At 34.2% G+C, this 23312-nt stretch carries 25 protein-coding genes and 1 pseudogene; 5 read left to right on the top strand and 21 right to left on the bottom strand.

Annotated features, from left to right (window positions below):
* Positions 1-22: 22 nt before the first annotated feature.
* The 4 genes from hemW to gpr form a co-directional block, all read right to left on the bottom strand.
* The gene (gene hemW, locus CWS01_RS06800) at positions 23-1168 is read right to left on the bottom strand and encodes a radical SAM family heme chaperone HemW (RefSeq protein ID WP_101176444.1); all 1146 of its coding nucleotides are present in this window, start codon (positions 1166-1168) and stop codon (positions 23-25) included.
* Between the two features lie 112 nt (positions 1169-1280).
* The gene (gene lepA / locus CWS01_RS06795; protein ID WP_101176443.1) at positions 1281-3119 is read right to left on the bottom strand and encodes a translation elongation factor 4; all 1839 of its coding nucleotides are present in this window, start codon (positions 3117-3119) and stop codon (positions 1281-1283) included.
* 350 nt (positions 3120-3469) lie between these two features.
* Positions 3470-3814: a DUF3679 domain-containing protein gene (locus CWS01_RS06790; RefSeq protein WP_101176442.1), complete on the bottom strand. Its 345-nt coding sequence runs from the start codon at positions 3812-3814 to the stop codon at positions 3470-3472.
* Positions 3815-4064: 250 nt separating this feature from the next.
* A complete protein-coding gene (gene gpr / locus CWS01_RS06785) occupies positions 4065-5186 on the bottom strand; it encodes a GPR endopeptidase (RefSeq protein WP_101176441.1) in 1122 nt (373 codons plus the stop codon).
* A gap of 335 nt (positions 5187-5521) precedes the next feature.
* On the opposite strand from gpr, the gene rpsT reads away from it, so the two are divergent.
* Positions 5522-5788, top strand: coding sequence for a 30S ribosomal protein S20 (rpsT, locus tag CWS01_RS06780; protein ID WP_101176440.1), 267 nt, complete (start codon positions 5522-5524; stop codon positions 5786-5788).
* Positions 5789-5883: 95 nt separating this feature from the next.
* On the opposite strand, the gene holA is transcribed toward rpsT, so the two are convergent.
* The 4 genes from holA to CWS01_RS06760 form a co-directional block, all read right to left on the bottom strand.
* Positions 5884-6921, bottom strand: coding sequence for a DNA polymerase III subunit delta (holA, locus tag CWS01_RS06775; protein WP_101176439.1), 1038 nt, complete (start codon positions 6919-6921; stop codon positions 5884-5886).
* Positions 6922-7690: 769 nt separating this feature from the next.
* Positions 7691-10018 (bottom strand): DNA internalization-related competence protein ComEC/Rec2, encoded by a 2328-nt coding sequence (locus CWS01_RS06770; RefSeq protein WP_101176438.1) that lies wholly within the window; start codon positions 10016-10018, stop codon positions 7691-7693.
* A 164-nt stretch (positions 10019-10182) separates the two neighbouring features.
* The gene (locus CWS01_RS06765; protein WP_101176437.1) at positions 10183-10770 is read right to left on the bottom strand and encodes a ComE operon protein 2; all 588 of its coding nucleotides are present in this window, start codon (positions 10768-10770) and stop codon (positions 10183-10185) included.
* 238 nt (positions 10771-11008) lie between these two features.
* Positions 11009-11653: a helix-hairpin-helix domain-containing protein gene (locus CWS01_RS06760; RefSeq protein ID WP_101176436.1), complete on the bottom strand. Its 645-nt coding sequence runs from the start codon at positions 11651-11653 to the stop codon at positions 11009-11011.
* Between the two features lie 85 nt (positions 11654-11738).
* On the opposite strand from CWS01_RS06760, the gene comER reads away from it, so the two are divergent.
* The gene (gene comER / locus CWS01_RS06755; protein ID WP_101176435.1) at positions 11739-12572 is read left to right on the top strand and encodes a late competence protein ComER; all 834 of its coding nucleotides are present in this window, start codon (positions 11739-11741) and stop codon (positions 12570-12572) included.
* Positions 12573-12749: 177 nt separating this feature from the next.
* Here the strand turns inward: comER and CWS01_RS06750 are convergent, their stop codons facing one another.
* The 8 genes from CWS01_RS06750 to CWS01_RS06715 all read right to left on the bottom strand — a co-directional run bounded on the left by CWS01_RS06750 (position 12750) and on the right by CWS01_RS06715 (position 17861).
* Positions 12750-13496: a class I SAM-dependent DNA methyltransferase gene (locus CWS01_RS06750; protein ID WP_101176434.1), complete on the bottom strand. Its 747-nt coding sequence runs from the start codon at positions 13494-13496 to the stop codon at positions 12750-12752.
* Positions 13493-13849, bottom strand: coding sequence for a ribosome silencing factor (rsfS, locus tag CWS01_RS06745; RefSeq protein WP_101176433.1), 357 nt, complete (start codon positions 13847-13849; stop codon positions 13493-13495). Before rsfS ends, CWS01_RS06750 begins: the two co-directional genes overlap by 4 nt.
* Complete coding sequence (gene yqeK / locus CWS01_RS06740) at positions 13850-14419, bottom strand: bis(5'-nucleosyl)-tetraphosphatase (symmetrical) YqeK (RefSeq protein WP_101176432.1); 570 nt, start codon at positions 14417-14419, stop codon at positions 13850-13852.
* The gene (locus CWS01_RS06735; protein WP_101176431.1) at positions 14409-14981 is read right to left on the bottom strand and encodes a nicotinate-nucleotide adenylyltransferase; all 573 of its coding nucleotides are present in this window, start codon (positions 14979-14981) and stop codon (positions 14409-14411) included. Before CWS01_RS06735 ends, yqeK begins: the two co-directional genes overlap by 11 nt.
* Positions 14982-15005: 24 nt before the next feature.
* On the bottom strand, positions 15006-15299 hold the full coding sequence (gene yhbY, locus CWS01_RS06730) for a ribosome assembly RNA-binding protein YhbY (RefSeq protein WP_101176430.1): 294 nt from the start codon (positions 15297-15299) through the stop codon (positions 15006-15008).
* The gene (aroE, locus tag CWS01_RS06725) at positions 15292-16131 is read right to left on the bottom strand and encodes a shikimate dehydrogenase (protein ID WP_101176429.1); all 840 of its coding nucleotides are present in this window, start codon (positions 16129-16131) and stop codon (positions 15292-15294) included. The genes yhbY and aroE overlap by 8 nt, the downstream gene beginning before the upstream one ends.
* Before the next feature lie 107 nt (positions 16132-16238).
* Positions 16239-17342: a ribosome biogenesis GTPase YqeH gene (yqeH, locus tag CWS01_RS06720; RefSeq protein ID WP_101176428.1), complete on the bottom strand. Its 1104-nt coding sequence runs from the start codon at positions 17340-17342 to the stop codon at positions 16239-16241.
* Positions 17343-17345: 3 nt separating this feature from the next.
* Positions 17346-17861, bottom strand: coding sequence for a YqeG family HAD IIIA-type phosphatase (locus CWS01_RS06715; protein WP_101176427.1), 516 nt, complete (start codon positions 17859-17861; stop codon positions 17346-17348).
* 419 nt (positions 17862-18280) lie between these two features.
* Between CWS01_RS06715 and CWS01_RS06710 the strand changes: the two genes are divergently transcribed.
* Positions 18281-18421 (top strand): sporulation histidine kinase inhibitor Sda, encoded by a 141-nt coding sequence (locus tag CWS01_RS06710; RefSeq protein ID WP_101176426.1) that lies wholly within the window; start codon positions 18281-18283, stop codon positions 18419-18421.
* Between the two features lie 33 nt (positions 18422-18454).
* Here the strand turns inward: CWS01_RS06710 and CWS01_RS06705 are convergent, their stop codons facing one another.
* Positions 18455-19249 carry a phosphatidylserine decarboxylase gene (locus CWS01_RS06705; protein WP_101176453.1) on the bottom strand — a complete coding sequence of 265 codons (795 nt, stop codon included), beginning with the start codon at positions 19247-19249 and terminating at the stop codon, positions 18455-18457.
* 119 nt (positions 19250-19368) lie between these two features.
* Between CWS01_RS06705 and pssA the strand changes: the two genes are divergently transcribed.
* On the top strand, positions 19369-19908 hold the full coding sequence (pssA, locus tag CWS01_RS06700) for a CDP-diacylglycerol--serine O-phosphatidyltransferase (RefSeq protein WP_101176425.1): 540 nt from the start codon (positions 19369-19371) through the stop codon (positions 19906-19908).
* A gap of 62 nt (positions 19909-19970) precedes the next feature.
* Here pssA and CWS01_RS06695 read toward each other — a convergent pair whose 3' ends face one another.
* From CWS01_RS06695 to CWS01_RS23400, 4 genes and pseudogenes are all read right to left on the bottom strand, one after another.
* Positions 19971-21764, bottom strand: coding sequence for a M3 family oligoendopeptidase (locus CWS01_RS06695; RefSeq protein ID WP_101176424.1), 1794 nt, complete (start codon positions 21762-21764; stop codon positions 19971-19973).
* Between the two features lie 235 nt (positions 21765-21999).
* Positions 22000-22230 (bottom strand): hypothetical protein, encoded by a 231-nt coding sequence (locus CWS01_RS06690; RefSeq protein WP_101176423.1) that lies wholly within the window; start codon positions 22228-22230, stop codon positions 22000-22002.
* A gap of 102 nt (positions 22231-22332) precedes the next feature.
* Positions 22333-22521, bottom strand: coding sequence for an SPOR domain-containing protein (locus tag CWS01_RS23405; protein WP_407938542.1), 189 nt, complete (start codon positions 22519-22521; stop codon positions 22333-22335).
* Positions 22522-22568: 47 nt separating this feature from the next.
* Positions 22569-22712: pseudogene (locus CWS01_RS23400) on the bottom strand (N-acetylmuramoyl-L-alanine amidase); the annotation flags it as partial.
* A gap of 184 nt (positions 22713-22896) precedes the next feature.
* Between CWS01_RS23400 and CWS01_RS06675 the strand changes: the two are divergent.
* Positions 22897-23214 carry a hypothetical protein gene (locus CWS01_RS06675; RefSeq protein WP_101176420.1) on the top strand — a complete coding sequence of 106 codons (318 nt, stop codon included), beginning with the start codon at positions 22897-22899 and terminating at the stop codon, positions 23212-23214.
* Positions 23215-23312: the final 98 nt, after the last annotated feature.

Genomic DNA, 23312 nt, shown 5'->3' with positions numbered 1-23312 from the left:
AGATGTTTTGCCATATTTACTATCATTCAGTAAGCGTCCCGATAAAAGATTGAAATACTTCATTCCCTAAAAAGCGCCCTTTGTCTGTTAATTGCAAGAATCGATTATTTATGACAATTAACTCCCTTTTCATTAGCTCTTCTATTTCAATATGAAAAAGTTCAAGAACCTCTTGATTATATTTTTGTCCAAATAATGTCAAGTTTACCCCTTCATTTTTCCGCAAGCCTAAAAACAATTCTTCTTCCATCATTTCCACTTTTGTAACATGATGTTCTTCCATAACAGGCAATCTTTTTTGTGCAAGAGGCTCCATATATTTTTTTAGAGGTCCAAAATTAGAAACTCTTTTTCCTGCTACATATCCATGTGCACCTGCTCCAAAACCAAAATACTCTTCGTTATTCCAATAAGTTAAATTATGTTTACTTTCGAAGCCCGGTTTAGCAAAGTTGCTGATTTCATATTGCTTATAGCCATTTTTATCCATTTCTTCCATTAGCAATGCATACATTGCTGCTTCCGCATCTTCCCCTGGTGTAGGAAGTTTGCCCTTTCTTCTTAAATTATAAAAAACAGTTTTAGGTTCGATAATCAAGGAATATCCAGAAAAATGCTCGATATCTAAGGTAAATGCCGTTGTTAGTGTATCTTTAAAATCTTCTACCGTTTGACCTGGCAAACTGTAAATTAAATCGACACTAATATTCTTAAAACCAATTTTTTTCGCATCTTCAATAGAGTGAAAAACATCCTCTGCTTTATGTGTTCTGCCAATTTTTTTTAAAAGCTCATTATGAAAAGATTGGACGCCAAAACTCAAACGGTTTACGCCGCCATTGTAAAGAGTCTGTAATTTTTCTGCTGTTATTTCTCCAGGGTTTGCTTCAAATGTATACTCCACTTCTTCTTCCATTGCTAAATTTTTTTTTATCATGGCACATAATCGCTCTAATTGGGAAACAGATAATGCTGTAGGCGTTCCTCCACCAACAAAAATAGTAGAAAGAGGCGTTTTACCATACTGCGCCACCGTTAATTTTATTTCTTGTTCTAACGCATCTAAATATTGATCCACAGGCTGTCCCTTTAAAAACACTTTGTTAAAATCACAATAGTGGCAAATATGTTCACAAAAGGGAATATGGATATACGCAGCTTTTATCAATTTTTCACAACCTTTTTTGCTTTATTATATTTTTATTATCAAAGTCAAAAATAGATAAACAAATAAGAAAAGAGGTTAGCGCAAAACTAGCAGCCTAACCTCGTTCTTTATATTATTTTTTCGTATTGCTGCTGTCATCCATTTTCAACACAGCCATAAACGCTTCTTGCGGCACTTCTACCGACCCTACTTGCTTCATTCGCTTTTTACCTTCTTTTTGTTTTTCCAAAAGCTTACGTTTACGGGAAATATCACCGCCATAACATTTAGCAAGCACGTTTTTCCTCATGGCTTTTATTGTAGAACGAGCAATAATCTTCTGCCCAACAGCTGCTTGAATTGGCACTTCAAACTGCTGGCGAGGAATGAGCTCTTTCAATTTTTCCACAATCACTTTCCCACGTTCATATGCAAAATCTTTATGGACAATAAAGCTTAAAGCATCCACTTGTTCATTGTTTAAGAGAATATCCATTTTCACAAGGGTTGATGGCTGATAGCCAATTAGCTCATAGTCGAATGAAGCATATCCTCTTGTATTTGATTTTAGTTGGTCAAAGAAGTCATATACAATTTCAGCTAAAGGAATTTCGTACACAATTTTCACACGTGTTTCATCCATGTATTGCATGTCAATGAATATTCCGCGCTTTAATTGACATAGTTCCATAATTGCTCCTACGTATTCATTAGGCGCCATCATCGTCGCTTTCACATATGGTTCTTCAATGCGTTCGATTTTTTGCGGATCAGGCATTGCAGATGGGTTGTCTACGTTAATTTCTGTTCCATCTGTCATAATTACATGATAAATAACACTTGGTGCCGTTGTAATTAAATCAATTTTAAACTCACGCTCAATGCGTTCTTGAATAATTTCCATATGAAGCAATCCTAAGAACCCACAGCGGAATCCAAAACCTAATGCTTGCGATGTTTCCGGTTCAAATTGAAGAGCAGAATCATTCAGCTCTAACTTCTCTAATGCATCACGAAGATCATTAAACTTGGCACTGTCAATTGGATAAAGACCGCAATACACCATTGGATTTAGTCGTCTATATCCAGGCAGTGCTTCAGTTGCCCCATTTTTGGCATTTGTAATGGTATCCCCAACACGAGTATCCCCAACATTTTTAATAGCTGCAGTCAAGTACCCTACATCTCCGACAGATAATTCTTTTGTTGGAGTTGATTTTGGTGTAAACACACCTACTTCAATTACTTCAAACTCTTTGCCTGTTGCCATCATTTTTATTTTATCGCCTAGTTTTACTGTACCGTCTACGACACGAATATATGTTACAACCCCACGGTAGGCATCATATAAGCTATCAAAGATAAGTGCTTTAAGAGGAGCCTCAGGATCCCCCTCTGGTGCAGGTACCTTTTCTACAATTTGTTCTAAGATGTCTTCAATTCCTATCCCAGCTTTTGCAGAAGCCAACACTGCATCTTGTGCATCTAGTCCGATTACATCTTCAATTTCATTGCGGACACGTTCTGGATCAGCACTTGGCAAATCAATCTTATTGATAACTGGAACAATTTCCAAATCATTATCAATCGCCAAATAAACATTGGCTAATGTTTGTGCTTCAATTCCTTGGGCTGCATCCACTACTAAAACAGCTCCTTCGCATGCAGCTAAACTACGAGATACCTCATATGTAAAATCAACATGTCCAGGAGTATCAATTAAATGCAATGTATAGATTTCTCCATCTTTTGCCTGATATTTTAATTGTACGGAATTTAGCTTTATCGTAATTCCACGCTCTCTTTCTAAATCCATGGAATCAAGAAGCTGATTTTTCATCTCCCTTGCTGTAAGTGCATTCGTTTTTTCTAAGATTCTATCAGCCAATGTAGATTTACCATGATCTATATGGGCAATAATGGAAAAATTCCGGATTTTAGATTGTCTTTTTAACATTTCTTCTCTGTTCATCTTGTTCACTCCTACAATAATCGCACATGTACACTATTTTTGATTATAGCAGTGTGATTAATAAGATTCAATCAAAACTAATCTAGGCCACTAAATAAATGCGCAAACTTCCCTATTTTCAATCAAGTTCCCCAACAAAATAAAGGCTATATTCGTATAGATTGTTGTTATTTAACCCGTAGCCTAAAATGCACTTCGTTTTCCGCAGGTGACCTGTGGGTCTTCTCGCTGCAGGTTCTCCCATTGCTCACTTTTCCTGCAGGAGTCTCTGTGTATTCAGGCCGTTTTAGTGCTGCTAAACTATTTTTCATCTTATGTCAAAAGCAACAAACTTAAAAAAAAATGGTCGGCTACTCCTTTTTATCCATCAAATCAGCAGCAATATCTACACCCTTTCGAACCAGTGAATTCATTCCATCAGCTACGCCTTTTCCCATACTGGAAAATAAATTATATGCTTTCATTTCTTCTAGTTGTTGTTTCTTTTTTTGCAAGTCATGGCTGGTAACATCTTCGCCAAGTACAGATGCTTCTAAATTGCCATCATTTTTTTGAAAATCAAGTGCATTTGCAAATTTTTCATCTTCATACCCTTTCATACTTTTTATGCCGTTATTTGCCTGCTGCATACCAAATAAAACACATAAAAACATTAATAAGGCGAGCACTGCTGCACGTAATGTAAATCCTTTCATGTTTTTTTCCTCCTTCAGCAAAACTCTATATTAAGTGGATGAATAGAAGGGATTATGTTCTGTTATTTTTCTAGCACTTCTACTAAAATGCTATGTATTTGCTAGAGAAAATAGAACAAATTACTAGAAAGAAAAATAGGAACAGCAAGGTGTTTTTCTCCCCTACTGCTCTTATTTCAACCAATCGTTCCATTCTCTCTAAGTTCAGATTGCAGATAAAGTCTACAACGTACCCTGTCAGATGAAGTGGTTAATGGGTGTTAAAACCTACATTATCTTGATTAATGGCTTGATGCAGTGCAGCATTTAAACCATTTGCAAGGAGGTTAGACATATCTTCAATAAATACATCCACTTCCTTTGGTGTAACCATTAAATTATGGCCAATTGGCGACAATACTTCATAGATCAATTTTCTTTTTTCTTCTTCTGGCAGTGTTCCGATAATCCCCAAAAACGTTTTACGATGATGTTCTTCTGGCAAATCTTCTTCTTTTAAAACTTTTTTCTCTCCAAAGTTTAGTCCCGCAGGTGCTAGCGCTCTAGAAGGTTTATTGCCTTCTTTTAATTCTTTGCCAAAATGTTTTAATATATAGTCTATCGTATCACTTGTAATAGAAACGGCATCAACGACTGTCGGTACACCAATGGCAATAACAGGCCTTCCCAATGTCGCTTCGCTTAACTCTTTTCTTTTATTCCCAACACCAGATCCAGGATGAATACCTGTATCCGAAACCTGAATAGTAGCATTTACACGTTCAATGGACCTTGACGCAAGGGCATCAACTACAATAATAAAATCAGGATTTGTTTTTTCTACTACCCCTTTAATAATGTCACTTGTTTCGATGCCGGTCAGTCCCATCACCCCAGGAGCAAGGGCGCTGACTGGTCTATACCCTTCTTGGACATTTTCTGGCTGCAATTCATATAAATGTCTTGTAACCAACACATTTTCACAAACTTGAGGACCTAATGCATCAGGAGTTACATTCCAATTTCCTAAACCGACAATTAAACAAGAGGCATCCTCTACTATATTAAGTTGTTTTAAAAATTGGGAGAACTCTTGTGCAAATACCTTTTCTACTTCTCTTTGCAGCTCGCTGTCTTGCTGTCTAATGCCGAGCACTTCTATCGTTAAATACTTCCCCTTTTTTTTGCCGATTATTTCTTCTCCCTTTTCCGTCACTTCCACATAAGAGATTTTCATGCCCTTTTCATCTTTTTCTTTTATAATGACACCATCTAGTTGAGATTGATTGGGCTCATTGTGAATTTTACTTGCCTTATTTAACGCTAGTTCTTTTGCTTCAATCGCTAAATCTGTTCTTACAGAATACTTGCTTAAATCAATAGAATTCTTCATGACGATCTCCTTCCAGAACAATAGTTCAATTTATTCCTATCTTTTCCTAGGAAAAGAAAAAACATTCACAAAAAAAGAACCCGCTTAAATCAATCTATATTGACTAATCAAAGCAGAATACATTACACTAGTACTTTAGAGAAAAGAAAAGTATTAAATTTTCTTTCCAACAACTTTTTATCATAAATATCAAGTTGTTTTCGGCAAATTAAAAGGATAGTATTGCATTATCGATCTGATTTTGATAAAATATCACTTGTTCTTTAAGTTTGTTTTAGGAATGTAAAATCGAGAGGATATGCCACTCGATGCTTCTTTTTAGGAGGTGAACGTAAATGCCAAATATCAAATCTGCGATTAAACGCGTGAAAACTAGTGATGCTCGTAACGCTCAAAACACTACAGTTAAATCTGCAATGCGTACTGCTGTTAAAAAGGCTGAAGCTGCTATTGCTCTTAATGACGCAACTGCTGCAAATGAAAGTTTTGTAGAAGCTGCTAGTAAATTAGACAAAGCTGCTGCAAAAGGTCTTATTCATAAAAATGCTGCTGCTCGTAAAAAATCTCGTTTAGCGAAAAGAAAAAATTCTATTAACGCTTAATTGAGTGAACGCAGGCTATCATGTAAAATGATAGCCTTTTGTTATGCAAAAAAACAGGAATTGATTAATTCCTGTTTTTTCTTCATCCTAATTTTTCAATAAGATTTCTGCTTAAATCGATCATGTATTTGAAAAAGAATCATTTCAATTATCATATTTTTATTCATGCTTCCTGTTTTCATTCCATAATCAGCTTCGGCAAATAAGTTGATGCATGTCAGCAGTTCTTGTTCGGAAAATTTCTGGGCTTGTCCTGCTGCTAATTTCACTCGAAATGGATGAACTTTTAAGACAGATGCTATTTGCTGTTGTCCATAGCCAGTCCTCGAAAGTCCTTTTACTTGATAAATAAGGCGGAATTGATTCGTTATAATCGCTAACATTTTTAATGGTTCTTCATTTTGTTTTATAAGGTCATAATAAATGCGCAAAGCCTCATCTATTTTCCTGGAAATAACCTTATCTACCAATGAAAATATATTTTGCTCTAATGATTTTGCTACTAACTCTTCCACAATTTCTTTTGTGATCAAATGAGAATCTTGCACATATAATGCCATTTTATCTACTTCACTTGTTAATAAAAAAAGATTCGTTCCAGCAAGTTGAAGCATTGTGTCAAGGGCCTCTTCATCCATTTCTACTTGGTTGTATGCTGCCCTTTGTCTCATCCATTTTTTTAATTCTGCTTCGGTTAGCTTTTTGGCCTCTAATACTTCTGCCTTTTTTTTAAGTTCTTTTGTGATTTTTTTTCTTTCATCCAACTTTTCAAAACTTCCAATAAACACAAGAATCGTATAAGGAGGGGGCTCTTGTAAATATACTTCTAATTTTTTGATATCATGCTCTACTTTTGACTTTGTTTTTTCAGCAGTCAAAAAAGTTGGGTTATGCAAAACAATAACTTTTCTCTCTCCAAAAAAAGGAATAGTTTCTGCATCCTCTAAGATTGCTTCTATTGGCGTCTCTTCTAAATCATAAGAAGATAAATTAAAATCTTCTTCATCTATATCAATTGCTGATTGAATTAATAATTGTTTTGTTTCATTTACTAAAAAAGTTTCAGCACCATAAAATAAATAGATGGACGAAAACTTTTTCTTTTTTACATTTTTCCATAATTCTTCTATCATAAAATTCTCCCCATTAAAAATTTCAACCTATCCTTTTCTCCTATCCTAAAGAAGCTTTTTCTTTTTTACAAGAGGTAAGCAAAATATCCGTATGTTATTTAGAATTTAATACAATATTTTCCCTACTATCTCGATGCTTATAAAATAAAAAGCGGTTTTCTAAAAGATTGTTGTTTTTCGGATCGTTTCCAGGAGTAAATCCATGGTTAAAACAAGTGGATTGGAATGAAAGGTGCGAGACTCCTGTGGGATTAGCGGGACAGGTGAGCCCCATGGAAAACGAGCATCCTCGAACGGAAATCAACCTACTCCTTTAAAAGCAACAAAGTTTACGAAAACAGCCAAATAAAAAGAGAATATAATAAGAGTCCATATTTGCACTTATAATGGAATAGTATATCCATTTATATAAACGCAGGACGGATTCTTTTTATTATATCCTCTTTTAATCTATAATGAACATTGCTCAATAAGGCCTAGGATACTTATTAAGCAACGGTGCGACCTGATTATACTATTCCCTCAAATCCCTGCCTCTATTTGTGTAAAGTCTTGTCATTTAAGGAATAGTTGTGTTAAGTATTTTCTTTAAATTAGTTCATCCAAAAAGAATGTAGCGTATGTTAGAGTCCTTCTGCTTCATTATTACTCTTATGCTTTTTTCATTAACAAAGAAAAAAAGCAATTAGATCTTTTCCTTGCCAATACATGTATGCTGCAAGCTAGGATAGGAAGGAACCCCTTAGATTCTTTGCTTCTTGCTTTTAGTTTATGGCAATTGCATAAAAAAGGTGCCTTTCCTTTTTGAAAATTTATAGGTTATTTCACCATTTAGATCTGTTCTCCACGTAGTAATATGCGCTTTTTGCAGCCTATCAATAACCGCTTTATGAGGATGGCCATAACGATTATTTTTCCCAGCAGAAATAATCGCCGCTTTTGGTTCAATTTTTTGAAGAAAGCTTTCCGAAGTTGATGTTTTGCTGCCATGATGACCAATTTTTAATATATCAGTTTTAAGATTAGGGTATCTGCTTAATAATAATTGTTCGCCGCTTTCTTCCAAATCACCAGTGAATAGCCAATTTAAACCACCTATTTTTGCTTTTATGACAATAGATGCATCATTTTTATTTTCTATATTTTCTGTCAGGGGAGATAAAATATAAAAGCGAGTATCCCCACTTAAAAATGATTGTCCCCCTTTTACATAGGAAACAGGAATTCTTTTTTGAGCTGCAAGCTGCAAAATCTCCTTTTCTTCTTTTCCAGGTTCAAGATTCGTTTTTGGAAATACGATTTCTTTTACTCTAATCGAAGAAACCACTGCTAAACTGCCGCCAATATGGTCTAAATCTCCATGTGTCAATATTAATTTATCAATTGTGGCAATGCCTTTACTTTTTAAAAAAGGGACCAATGTATCTTTTCCTACTTCATATGGATTATTTCTTTTCTGCCACTTCTCTTTATCAAATTCTATGGTTCCCCCTGTATCAATTAAATAAATGCCTTGATGCTGCGGGAGCTTAATTAAAATACTATCCCCTTGGCCAACATCAATAAAGGAAACCTCTCCCTCTGAATGATAATAATTTCCCATCACCTGCATCAAAACCAAGATAATCGGAATAAACAGGAAATAGATGCGACTGGAGCTGTTATTTTTTTCAAATTGATAGAAAAAAATAATCGGTGCTAAAAGATAAAAAAACAACAGGATGTTAGAAGGCTTTCCTAATATGATGGTACTGAATGGAAAGGAAGATAATCGAATAATTAAACGATTAGAATAAGATAAAATCACATCCATTGGCAGCAATAAAATATCTATCATAAAAGGAACAAAAAAGGAAAGGACAAACACAATTAATAAATAGGGAAGAACAATAATGGAGTAGAATGGAATATACAATACATTAGCTAAAAGAGATAGCGTGGGAATTTCATAAAAATAAGATAAAATAATAGGTAATACAGAAAACTCAGAAACAAATGTAGGAAATAACAGTCTATACATAATGTTAGAGGATAAATTAATAAAAATAGAAGAAGAAAGCAGCAAAAATAAACAGACAGTAAAAGATAAGATAAAACCAACATCAAAAATCACTTTTGGCTGAAAAAAAATATAAAAAAGAAAAACAAAACTTAGTAGATCAATGGAGGGAAATGAGCGAAGCTTTTTTACTTTTAACTTAAGAAGAACGAGTACAGAAGTGGCCACTGCACGAATTATACTAGGACTTAGTCCTGTTAACACAGCATATACCGGCAATATAATCAACATAATTGTAATAGCTTTTTCTTTAGTAATTCCAAAACGAATCATCAAAAAATAAAAAATAGCAATAAGGATAATAATATGCGATCCTGAAATAGCTAATAAATGAATAATCCCCAATCTCTGAAAGGCGGTTTGAATCCCTTCATCCATCAGCTGTCTATCTCCAAATATAAGTGCAATAGCAACCCCTTTTGTTTCTTTAGAAAACTTTTCTTGTATCCACTTTATGCCTGATTGTCTTTCTGTTTTGATTCGATCGATAAGATTGACCGAAGAATCAGAACAATTCTTATCTATAAATGTATCTGCTTTTACATTCCAATAGATTGAATGGTTCCATAAATACTTTTTATAATCGAAATTAAATTCATTTCTTGCAGAAGCTGGTTTCTCTAATTCACCTATTACTAAACATCTTCTTCCAAGCAAAGAAAGCTTTTCAACATATTCCTTTTCCACTTCAGATTTTATTTTATAAGAGAAGTGTATTTTTTCATTTGTTTTCGTTTCTTTTGCAACGCCTTTTAACATATCACCATCCACTGTTGGTTCTTCTAAAAAAAGAAGAGTGAACTTTGTAGTAGTCGGAAGCAATCGGGAAAAAGAAAGACGATTTTCCAAGTCAGCACGAAGAAAAAATAATCCAAAAATAAATAACAGGCTGCACAGGAAAATCAACGTGAATTTTTTTGAAAAAAAAAGCCACAAAGTATAAAGAAAAAATACAAGAAGAAAAAAATACAAGTGCAGAAAAACACATAAATAAGCAAACAAACCTGATATACTAAAATACAATATTCTATTTTTCATCACATACAATCACCTTTTAAACAAATTAATGATCTTTTTCTAAAAGCAAACTTAATAATTAGCAAGGCATTTCTATTTCGCTTATACCGAAAAACTCCATTCCTATTTTCACCAAACTCTCCTGCACTGCTAATTTATCCTGTACATGCAGGAAAGAAATGCTATCACTTTAAGACTCCTTCAGAAATCTTCCCTGTGAACAATGCTTTTGCTTGCTCTTCCAATTCTTTTAGCTCTAAATCATCAATGTCTTTGTCTTTTAACTTATCTACTAGTTTCTCTACAAACAATTGTTTTTCGGCTTGTTGTTTATCAAATACTACTTCCTTGTTAGAAACTTGCACCATAGAAATGCCTGCTTGTGTAAATAGTTCTATTGCATATGGATGATTTTTATAATCATTCGCATAATAAACCGTTTTAATGCCTGCTTGTATGATCGCTTTGCAGCATTGCAGGCAAGGAAAATGTGTTACATAAATATCTGCTCCTTCTGTTGCTACACCAAACTTTGCACATTGCAATAATGCATTCATTTCTGCATGTATGGTCCGCACACAATGATTATCGATAACATAACACCCTTCATCTATGCAATGAACTCCACCTGTGATGCTTCCATTATAGCCCCCTGCAATAATTCGTTTATCTCGAACAATGGTTGCACCAACAGCAAGTCTTGTACATGTGCTCCTTAAAGCAAGCAACTCACTTTGTGCCATAAAATACTCATCCCATGAAATTCTGTTCATTATTCCACCTACCTGCTTTCTAATCAAATATATTATTCATTTATTATAACGTGATACCGCCTTTTTCGATAGTGAACTTTTTCGATAGAAAAAGGCAGTATCACTAAAATATTTTGGCGTTTTTTTATCACCCATTAACAGGATTTTCCCCCCAGTGATTGTTAGTTTCACTTTATCAAAACCAAAAGTCAACAGTCCTTTTTCGTAATTCTTAGAGACATAAATGGCATAACATTCATTAATTTACTGTAATTAAATTTTCTAATTTTTCATAGGTCTTTTCGCCAATGCCACTGATTTTTTTAAAATCTTCTTTGGAGGAAAATCCTCCATTGCTCTCCCGATATTCAATAATGGTCTCTGCTTTGGCAGGACCTATTCCAGGAAGTTCATCTAATTCAGCTGCTGTTGCCTGATTTAAATCAACTGCTTCCCCATTGCTGCTTTCATTTTCAGTTACCCCACCCGTATTTACGAAACTTTCCGTACTGCCCTCTACCCCTTCTTCTCCTTTATAGGGTACATAGATAACCATTTCATCTGTTATTTTTAATGCTAAGTTTATTCCATTTTCTTCTCCCTGATCCTTTATTCCTCCCGCTTTTTTTATTATATCCACTACTCGATCTCCTTGAAGGGCTTCGTATACACCTGGACGTTTTACTGCCCCTTTTACATCAACAACTACTGTTTCATTTGTTTTCTCTTCTTGTTCCTCTTTCATTTCCCCCTCTTTTATCTGTAATTTCTCTGTATCATACATTGGAGCCTCTATCTGCCTTTGTTGATTTGTAAAAACATAAGGATATATTTTGTAGCCAATAAACAGGAGAATAACAGCCGCAATAATTAAAATTCCTTGATATTTTTTTGCCCAATTCATCATTATCATCCTTTCTAGGTATATTCTTGTCACCGAGTTCATATCGTTATATGAGAAACCGCTCATTTTAGGGGGGGAAGGACAGATGAAAATCGGAATAATTGGTACGGGGAATATGGGGAGAATACTGATTGAGTCAATGCTTGATAGCAAGGCTATTTCCCCCGATTCATTATTGATTCATAATCGAACAAAAAGCAAAGCTTTACAAATTAAAAAAAGTTATCCTGACATTGTTGTTTATGATGATTTTATAGAGGTAGCAAAGGCTAGTGACGTCGTTTTTTTATGCATCAAGCCACGTGATTCTATCATACTTGCAAAAAAGCTTGCCCCATATATTACAGATGACATGTGCGTTGTTTCCATTACAAGCCCGATTAATGCAGAAGATTTGGAGGTCTTTTTTACATGTTCTGTTGCAAGAATTATTCCCAGCATTACAAATAGGGCATTAACGGGGGTCAGTTTATTTTCTTTCGGAAAGCAATGTACAGAAAAATGGAAAAAAATATTAACCATGATATTTGAAAACTTTTCAAGTCCTTATATAATTGATAAAAATATCACGAGGGCAGCTTCCGATATTGTCAGCTGCGGTCCAGCTTTTTTCAGCTATTTAACACAGCGATTTATAGACGGAGCGGTGGAGGAAACCGAAATGGACAGCCAAACAGCAACATTGCTTGCAAGTGAGATGCTGATTGGCCTTGGAGAACTGCTTAAAAAACGTTATTATACATTGCCTACTTTACAAGAAAAGGTTTGTGTCAAAGGTGGAATTACTGGGGTTGGGATTGAGATATTGGAGAAGAATTTGGGAGATACCTTTAACCAGCTTTTTCATGCAACACATGAAAAGTTCGCAGAAGATGTAGAATTAGTGCAAAACACAATGCTTGCAGCAAAAGATAGTTAATAGTCTATCCAGTAAATAAATTCGATATAGTCAACAAATATCCTTTTTTTATTTTTTTCTATCATTTTTCATTCATGTAGCACTTGTTAGAGGGTATAAAAACAAATTTTATTATCCAGCACTATACTTTTGCATAAAAAAATGACTGGAGAAACAATCCTCTAGTCATCTTTTTTATTATGCTTTTTGGCAAAGGAAAAAAATTCTTTCTCCATTTTCTTTGCTTTCTTTTTCATCAAAATCAACTATAATATCCACAAGACAAAAGTCGGTTTTTTTTAGCCATTTTTTGTATTGGTCAATAGAATAGGTTCGCTGACAGTGAAGTTCATCATACCGATTATACATCTCAGATTCCTCATCTAACTCAAAAAAGGTTAAATCATGCTCTACACTATTCTCATATTCCCCAGGATAGCATTGCCAAATCAAACTTAATTCTTCATCATTGACTGCATAAGTTTGATCGATAAAAAGTTCATTCATTTTATATAAAGAATGGACATCAAATATAAATAACCCTTTTTCATCTAAATGGCGGTGTACCCCTTTGAATGTTTCGATAACCTCTTCTTCTGTTTGCAAATAATTTAAAGAATCACAAAAAACCCCAATAATATCAAATAACGGAAGACCTTCTAGCTTGGACATATCTTGTTCGATATAAAAAATGGACTGCCCTTTTTTATTTGTTTTATCTTGGGCCACACTTAACATATCTTCTGAAATATCCACTCCTGTTACTTGAAAGCCACGCTCTGCAAGACTTATGGATAATTCTCCTGTTCCACATGCAAGATCCAAAAGATGATTGCCTGAAATATTGTATTTCTCTTTAGCATCTGCAATTAGTTTTACCCATTTTTCATATGGCACATCGCTCATTAGCCTATCATATAGATAAGCAAATCTGCCGTATGTCATTGACTAATCTCACTTTGAATATTTTCGATAGGTGCATCTCCCCATAATCGTTCTAGATTATAGTACGTTCTTTCATCTCGGTGGAATACATGCACAACAACATCTCCTAAATCAACAAGAATCCATTTTGCTTCTTGAAAACCTTCTAGTCTTTTAACATTTACACCAATTTCTGAGCATTTATCTTTTATTTCACTTGCAATTGCTTGTACCTGTTTATCCGAGTTACCATGGCAAATAATAAAATAATCCGATACAAGCGAAATGCCTTTCATATTAAGCGCCACAATATTCTCCGCTCTTTTATCATCAGCTGCTTTCACAGCAGTTACTAGTAATTTACGATCATCCATCTATTCATCCTCCATTTTCATTACGATGCTGTTATACATTTGAAAAGTCAGCGGAAAAACCGGCCGATTATTTTGTATAAGAAAATTCATCGTATTTTCTACTGATTTTATAAATCCTTGATGAAAATCAACCTTTGTCAATTCTCGCACTTCCTGAACACCTGGGAATGCCCTGTTAGGTTCGATATAGTCTGCTAAATAAATAATTTTCTCAAGCATACTCATCCCTGGTTTGCCGGAAGTATGGTATTTAATTGCCTGTAAAACCTCTTGGTCATGAATACCTGCTTCTTTTTCTACAAGGTAGGCTCCGACCGGGGCATGCCATAATTCAGAATGAAACTCCAAAAGAGCCGGATCCATCTTTTGCTCTACAATAATTTTTTTCATTTCTTCTTTTGGACGGAATTTAGCGTAATCATGAAATATAGCAGCAAGTTCTGCTTTCTCTGGATTTACTCCATTTTTTTCAGCAAGTTTAACGGCCGTTTCCATGACGCCAATTGTATGCACATATCGATGCTCTGTTAAATGTTCTTTCACAATCGCTAATGCTTGTTCACGCTTCATAAAGACGATTCTCCTCAATATATCTCTTTACACTCTCTTTCGTTAGATACTGAATAGTGTCCCCTTTTTTTAACCGTTCCCTAATTAAATTAGAAGAAATATCAATGGCAGGCACATCTACATATCGGACAGGATAGGCTGTTTCATTGCTGTATTGTGGACGATTTACACTAATAAATTGAATAATCTCTACTAATTCTTCAATCTTATACCACTTTGGCAAATATTCAACCATATCTCCACCAATGATAAAATGAAAATCCATATGTGGATGCACTTCTTTTAATATTTTCATTGTATCAAACGTATAAGATTTGCCTTCCCGATTCATTTCTATTGTTTCTATACGAAACTTTGGATGGTCTTTTATTGCTAATTGAAGCATTTCTATACGATTTTTATTAGAAACATTCCCTGCTTTTATTTTATGTGGAGGTTCTTGATTTGGCATAAACCAGATCTCATCCAATCTTTCATGATGCAGTACCTCATTTGCGATGATGAGATGTCCAATATGAGGGGGATCAAAAGTCCCTCCTAATATTCCAATCCTTTTTCTCAAAGAAATCCCCTCTTTTTACAAATGTTAAGATGGTAAATTTATCGTTTTATTTTCTTTCGACTCTTTATATAGAACAATTGTCGATCCGATAATTTGTACCAACTCGCTTTTTGTGCCTTTCACAAGCTGTGCTGCTACCATTTCTTTATCTTCGTCACAATTTTGCAGGATGCTGACTTTCAGCAATTCTCTTACTTCTAAAGCATCTGCTATCTGTGTAATCATATTTTCATTTACTCCACCTTTTCCCACTTGGAAAATTGGGTTTAAATGATGTGCCTTTGCACGTAAAAATCTTTTTTGTTTGCCTCTAAGCATCAAAATTGCCTCCTAATTGTTTTAACACATTTCTTTTCATACGTTCTGTATCTGGAAAAATACCGGTCCATTTTTCAAAAGCTAATGCCCCTTGAAAAACAAACATTTCCAATCCATTTTGCACTATTGCTCCTTTCATTTTTGCTTCATGAAGCAATTTAGTTTCTAATGGATTATATATTATATCACTAACTAACGAGTTGCTGTTTAAATTCTCAAGAGAAATCGGCTGCTCTTTTGTATGTGGCGACATTCCAATCGAAGTCGTTTGAATAATCAAATCATATTCCCCACATCGCTCTTTTGCTGACTTTAGATCAAGAACATCTGTTTCCACAGAATAAGGACAGGCTTTTTTTAGATCCTCTGCCTTTTCTAAAGTTCGATTCACGATATCAATTTTGTGTACTTTCTCATATGCTAGTGTAAAATAAATCGCTCTTGCTGCTCCACCTGCACCAATCATCATTACCTTTTTATCAGTTAAAGCAGGAAGTATAGTTAAAAGCCCTCTCACATAACCATAACCATCCGTGTTATAGCCTACCCACTTGCCGTTTTCATTTACTACTGTATTTACTGCCCCAATCGCTTGACTTAAGGGATCCAGTTCATCCAAAAAAGGAATAATATCTGATTTATGCGGCACTGTAATATTAAAACCAGCAACGTCCATTTCTTTTAGCTGTGAAAGACCTTCTTTTAACATTCCTTTTTTAATATGAAACAAATCATACTGTGCTTCTATTTGATAAAATTGAAATAAATCATTATGCATAACAGGTGACATACTATGTGCGATAGGATCTCCAATAACTACATATTTTTTCATTTTCTGCTCTCCCGGACTTTTTTATTCTCTATAGTAGAAAGTAGCAACTATCCCCTTGATGCAGTATATGTTTAGCTTCTAAACGATGGGAACTTCCTAGCCATTCCTTAAATCAGTGATTTTCTAATCATCGCATGTACCCCTTTTGGTACATACACCGATATTTGGATATTTGGTTCATTTACAGTAATCCAGCCTAATCCTGAAAATACAATATCTGTTTTTGCTTCTTTGATAGTAAAATCATGTTTTATAAGTTTTGGAAATTGATCCAATTGCTCTATTCGAGGTGGTGTGAGCATCTCTCCAACATGCTTGTCATATAATTCTTGAGCCTTTTCTGTTTTCGTGCGATGGATATTAATTTCATTGGAGAAATAACAAACAAATGCTTGTTTTTGTCCTTTTACAAAATCAAAACGTGCTAATCCGCCAAAAAATAAAGTTTGTCCCTCATTCAGCTGATAAATTTTCGATTTAATCTCTTTTTTCGGCGTAATATATTTCAAATCTCTTTTATCTACATAATGTGCCATTTGATGATGATTAATAATTCCTGGTGTATCTACTAGTGCCTTCCCATCAGATAATGGAATTTCAATAATATCTAATGTGGTTCCTGGAAAATGAGAGGTTGTAATAATATTTTCCTCCCCAGATACTTCCTTCAAAATTCGATTAATAAATGTTGATTTGCCGACATTTGTACAGCCAACAACATATACGTCCTTGCCTTTTCGATAGTGCTCAATTGCTTCTACCACTTCTTGGATCATTTGTCCTTTTTCTGCACTAACTAAAAAAACATCTTCTGGTTTTAAGCCAAGCTCTTTTGCTTCTTTTTTCATCCAATTGATTACTTTTTGATTTTTCACCGATTTTGGCAGTAAATCTACTTTATTTCCCACTAACAACACTTTATTTTTCCCTGTAAAGCGGTGCAAACCAGGCAGCCAACTTCCATTAAAATCAAAAATATCAACAATTTTAACAATAAGGCTGTCACTTTGACCAATTTCATTTAGTATTTTTAAGAAATCGCTGTCTGTTAACGAGACATCTTGTACTTCATTATAATGTTTTAACCGAAAACATCTTTGGCAAATAATTACTTCTTTTTCTAAAGCAGAGGGCGGAGCATACCCTAAATCGTCACGCTTATCTGTTTGAATTTCTACTCCACAACCTATGCAATGTATCTTTTCTGTCACTTATTAATCCTCCCAAGTTATCTTTCCTTTTTTGCGGAACCAGTTTAATATTCTTCTTTCAATTGTTCGATTGATTTTTGTAAAAAAACCATCTGTCTGTGCTACAGGCACCACTAAAATAGTATGAAATCCACTTCGGTTGCCTCCAAGTACATCTGTTAATAATTGGTCGCCAATAACAACTGCTTCTTCTTTTTTAATATCCATTTGTAAAATCGCTTTTTTAAAAGCCCGCCCCATCGGTTTTCTTGCGGCAAATATAAATGGGATATTTAAAGGAGCAGAAAAAGCCTTTACCCTTCCTTCCTTATTATTAGAAACAATAGTTACTTTTATCTTATTTCTTTTCATTTCTTCAAACCATTCAATAATTCTAGGTGTTGCAAGAGGACGATCCCACTCTACCAATGTATTATCAAGATCGGTTATAATCCCTTTTATCCCTTTTTCTTTTAATGCTTCTGGGGTAATTTCAAATATGTTTTTTACATGCTGATCTGGTAAAAAATCATTTAACAATGTATATGCACCTCTTTAAGATAATTGCTTTCCTTTGTTTGAGAAGTTTTGGCCTGCTAGTAAAAATTTAAAAACAAAGTTATATTATACCGTTTTATACACATAAAGTGAATCGAACAATCAACACGAACCGTAAACGTAAAACAAGAATAAAAGCAGTTAGAACTATTTTTCCCAAAAAACCCCTAAATACTTTTCGACAAAAATCGTATGTTTCTTTATATGTGGATAACATTGTACACATATTCCCTATTGATGAACATACTCTTCTTTTAGTTTTAAACAAGTTAATCACAGGTTATCCACTTATTATTGTGGATAACCGAACAGTTGTTCTTACTGTTTATTTTTGTTAAAGTAATGATATAGAAAAACAAGCTATCTAACAATGAGCTTAGTGAATGGAGGTGAGTTCTGACATGCGTAAACTGTCAGATGAATTGTTAATTGAGTCTTATCATAAAGCAAGAGAGCTTAAACTCAGCTCTGAATTTATACGTCTCATTGAAACAGAGATTCACCGACGTTCATTAACTAATAAAATAAAAGTGTCATCCTAATAAAAAGCCCAAATTATGGGCTTTTTATCATTATTATTTACTTTTTCCACTAAGGTCCCCAATTACTTCCCCTATTTTAACTGGATATGGAGTAGAAAGAAAGTCTTTGCTTCTAAAAGTTTCTTTTTCGAATAATAATATAACAGTAGACCCAAATGAGAAATAAGCCATTTCTTCTCCTTTTTTCACTTCTTCTTTTTGATGGCTAAGTATAATGGAATTAATAAACATTGCTCCTACCTTTACAATCGCAATATGTTGATTATCTTGTGTTTTAACTTCCGTGATTGTCCGATAGTTTTTGGCAAGGGGGCTTTTTCCAAATTTCAATCCCCATTTATTAACAGGGTAAGATTTCCCCCCTAATGTCCATCGTTTGATCACACGCCCAGATACAGGACTATGGATACGATGATAATGGCTTGGGCTTAAATAAAAAATAATAAAAGTGCCTCCTGTATATTTATCCACCATTTCTTTATTTCCCAGCATTTCAGAAATGGAATATACTTTGTCTTTTACATGAATCGTTTTGTTCCCTGTAATTATTCCAATATCTTCAATAATAGCATCCACCGGACTAATAACTTCTGTTTGTCCAAAAAAGCTGTTTCTCGTTCCATTCTTCAATTTTCTAATGAAAAATTCATGAAGATTATTGTAGGAAGTCAAATCTTTTTCCATTTCGTCTACATTTATTTTGTATACCCTTGCAAACGAAGATATAATAAGAGAACTTGCTTTAGAGTGAGCAAATTTCATAATTAAATAAGAACTCCATTTACCATTTGTTAGTTCTATAAAAAATTTGTATAGATAAGATTTCAAGCCAACAATTCCTCCATAAAAATTATTTTCTTTGCGAACAATCATATACTACCTTAAAATTATATATTATTATATAAATAAAAGTTGTATGAAAGATTTTCATACTAGGAGTGAATAAAATGTTTCTACCCAATGCTTTAGATCAAACTGTAAAAAAATTTAAATCGCAAGTGGCAAATTGCCTTACTTTAATGAACTTATGTTTAGGCGGATTTTCTATTATAACTAGTTTTAAAGGCCATATCTCGCTAAGTATATTATTGATTTTTATTGCCGCATTTTTAGACAGATTAGATGGGATGGCAGCAAGAAAATTTAATATTGAATCAGAATTAGGCAAACAATTAGATTCAATGAGCGACATTATCTCTTTTGGTGTAGCACCAGCTGTTTTAGTATATCAAGGCATACTCTTTGATTTAGGTTCACCTGGTTCCTTTTTTACCGTTTTATATATTTGCTGTGGGGCGTTTCGTTTAGCAAGATTTAATATTACCGAAAACAACGGCTACTTCACCGGCCTGCCTATCACTGCAGCAGGCTGCATTCTTACATTTGTTTGTTTAGGAGTTAGTTTTATTCCCGCTCACCTTTACTTACTTTTAATGCTTGTACTTTCTATTTTAATGATCGCTAGTTTCAGTTGGAAAAAAATATAATTTCAGTTAAAAAAATGCCTTTTGCATGATGAAGCAAAAGGCATTTTTTTATAGCCGCACCATTATTTTGTTAACTCTAAAAATTCTTCTACATCGTCTATGCATAATTGAATGGCATTTTGCCAAAATACTTCTTCTGCTAAATTCACAGCCAGATGTTTTTTTGCTAGTTCTTCTACCGTCATACTCGCAGTATCTTTTAATAAAGCCATATATTTTTTTTCATAGCCTATTCCATCTTTCTGTGCCTGTACATAAATGCCAAGGGAAAATAAATAGCCAAATGTATAAGGAAAATTATAAAATGGAACACCTGTAATATAAAAATGCAGTTTAGATGCCCAAAAAGTGGGATGATAGGTATTTAATGCATCACCATATGCCTCTTTTTGTGCTTGCACCATTATTTCGTTTAATTTTACTTCACTGACAATTCCTTTTTTACGCTCTTCATAAAAATTTGTTTCAAATAAAAAACGGGCATGAATATTCATTAATAATGCAATAGAATTTTGAATTTTCCCTTCTAATAGTACAATCTTTTCTTGTTTATTAGAAGCCGCTTTAACAGCAGCATCTGATACAATCGTTTCTGCAAATGTAGACGCTGTTTCTGCTACATTCATTGCATAATTCCGGTTTAATGTATGAATATCCCTCATTGCATATGTATGAAAGCCATGTCCTAATTCATGCGCCAATGTAGACACATTGCTTGTTGTGCCAGAATAAGTCATAAAAATGCGTGACTGCCCACTTTCAGGAAAATAGGTATGAAACCCCCCTGGTCTTTTTCCTTTTCTGTCTTCCGCTTCAATCCATCTGTCTGTAAATGCTTTTTGTGCAAAAGCTTTCATTTCTTCGCCAAATAACGAAAATTGTTTTAAAATAAATGCTGCTCCCTCTTGATAATTCATTTTTCCTAAGGCATTTCCAATAGGAGCATCTAAATCATACCAGTTTAATTTTTCTACCCCTAATAATTTTGCCTTACGCTCTAAAAAGCGTTTAAAAGGTTCTTTATTAGAGGATATTACCTTCCACATGGTTTGCAATGTTTTCTCCCGCATCCGGTTCATCTCTAAAGGTTCTTTTAAAATATTATGCCAGCCCCTTTTCTCATAAACATTTAAGCGAAATCCTGATAGATGATTTAATGTTTTGGCAATTAATGCACTTTTATCTTCCCAAGCTTTTTCCCAAGCAGAAAAAACCGCTTTTCGAACATTCCGATCAGAATCGGAAAATTTATTGGCAGCTTGCCCTACAGATAAATAGTAGGTTTGGTTATTTTCTTCGAGAGGAATTTGAATGGAACTAACGATTGTATCATACATTTGGCTCCAGCCATGATAACCATCTATGCTCAATTTATTAATAAGCATTTCTTCTTCTTCTCCAAGTTTGTTTTTAGCTTGCATTCGTCTTTCTGTCAGCACAAAAATTAATTCTGTTAATCCCTCGCCCTGCAAAAGTTTATTCCATTGTTCGTCATCATAAGCAGATATTTTCCCATCAAATATTGTTAGAGCATTTTGAAAGGATGCACTAAGCTCCATCACTTTCCCTCTCAAAGTATTAGCCTGCTTATCTTTTATATTTTGTGCTTCTAGACAGCTGACAAAAGCACCTGCTTGTCTAACTTTTTTGACAATTCGTTCATATAGCTTAATCAATTCTAGTACAAATGATTGATCATTTTTTCCATTGAAGGGTTGATACATTTGAACTTTATTAGAAAACTGCTTAATGTGTTCTCCAGTTTGGAACAGATGCTCCAAAAATTCTTTCGAATCGCTTCCACCTTTATAAAATACATCTAAATCCCAAATTTTTGAGTATATATCTTTTGTCATCGTGATCTCCTCCTATTTCTCCCTTTATATTATCGGTTTATTCCTGATGTTTCCCTATTTTTTTACTATATTCTTCTAAGACACACTTTATTAAGCCATCTTTACTTCCCCTTCACAAAAATAGCAACACTATAGTTCGGGGAATCTTCTAGACAGTTAAGATAAAAAACGCTTCTATAACGTCAAAAAATAGAAGCGTTTGTACTGAACCGTATATTTATTTTTCTAAATATATTCAACAATAAAACTGGCTTCCAAACCACCATATGCTTCCAAAAACTAAAATAACAATAAATAGAACAATCAGCAGCGCATACCATGCTCCTCCTGCAATGCCGTAAGCAACGGGAGCAGCATATGGTGCTCCTGCTTGTGAAGGCAATGGCGGTGGGGGTGCTGCTTGTGGAATTGGTGCTCCTAATGGCACGCTTGGCATTGTCTGATATGGATATCCGTATGCAGCCATTTACATTCCTCCTCTCTATTATAAACTATTCATCTTTTCTTCTACATGAATAGGCGTTTTCTCTATGTATAGCATATTTGCCTTTCTAAAATGAAACTTCAGTCAATAAGGTCCTTCCTGCTCTTTAAATAAGGATAATATTGCGCTAATTTGTTTCAGTTTGGTTAGTACCAGTTGAATAATAATCGTATCAAAACCACTTGATTTAGCTTTTGACGCAAGAGCATCCGCATTGCTTTTTTTGGAAAATGCCCCTATTTGCACTTTATATAAATTTTCGCTTTGAACAATAGTTGTATCGAATCCCTTCGATTTCGCTTGATCTGCTAGATTATTGGCATGGAAACATCTGAATATTCATCTTGAAGGATATCTTGTACTTTTTTGGCAATTTGTAAAGTAATATTTTTTTCTTGAATTCCATTGCTAACTGCCCCTGCGTCAGAACCGCCATGTCCTGGATCAATAAAAATTTCCACCATTTAATTCATCACCTAATCATATAGTATGGCAAATTAGGAAAAATGCTTGGACACTTGCCTTCACTTGATAAATATTGCTAAAGTTACCGCAATTCCCCTTTTTTCTTTCTTAATTTTTCCGATTGCCCTCGAATAACTTTTTCGGACATGCATATGATGTATAGAAGGAGGAATCAACATTTCGATGAAAAAAAGCGCTATTTTTTTTATCCTGATTTTATTAGTAGCATTAGTTGCTTATATAGAAACTCCGACTGCCCTCATTAATAAACCGTATGTTTACTACTATGGAGTGACAGACGAGTCAGAAGAAGCAAGCACATCAACAGAATCCCTTGGTGCACCAGAATTAGAATATCAACTAGATTCCACTGTTAAAGAAGATGGCTACATAGTAGAAACTTACCGGGAATATGAAATATACAAAGACAAAAATGGAGAAGTGATTAAAACAAAAGCAACCTCCAATACACAAACGATTAAATACGCAGAGGATGAGTAAATAGAAAGCTTGCATATTCATCCTGTTTTCGTAAATAGGGAGTTTCCACTTAGCAATAAAGTGAAACTCCCTTTTGTTATTTTTCATTCTTTTACACA

This window comes from Niallia nealsonii (assembly GCF_002835805.1).
In the GTDB taxonomy this organism is placed as follows: Bacteria; Bacillota; Bacilli; order Bacillales; family Cytobacillaceae; genus Niallia; species Niallia nealsonii.
Note: the sequence above shows the minus strand (reverse complement) of the source record. Positions and strands in the feature narration are given on the sequence as shown.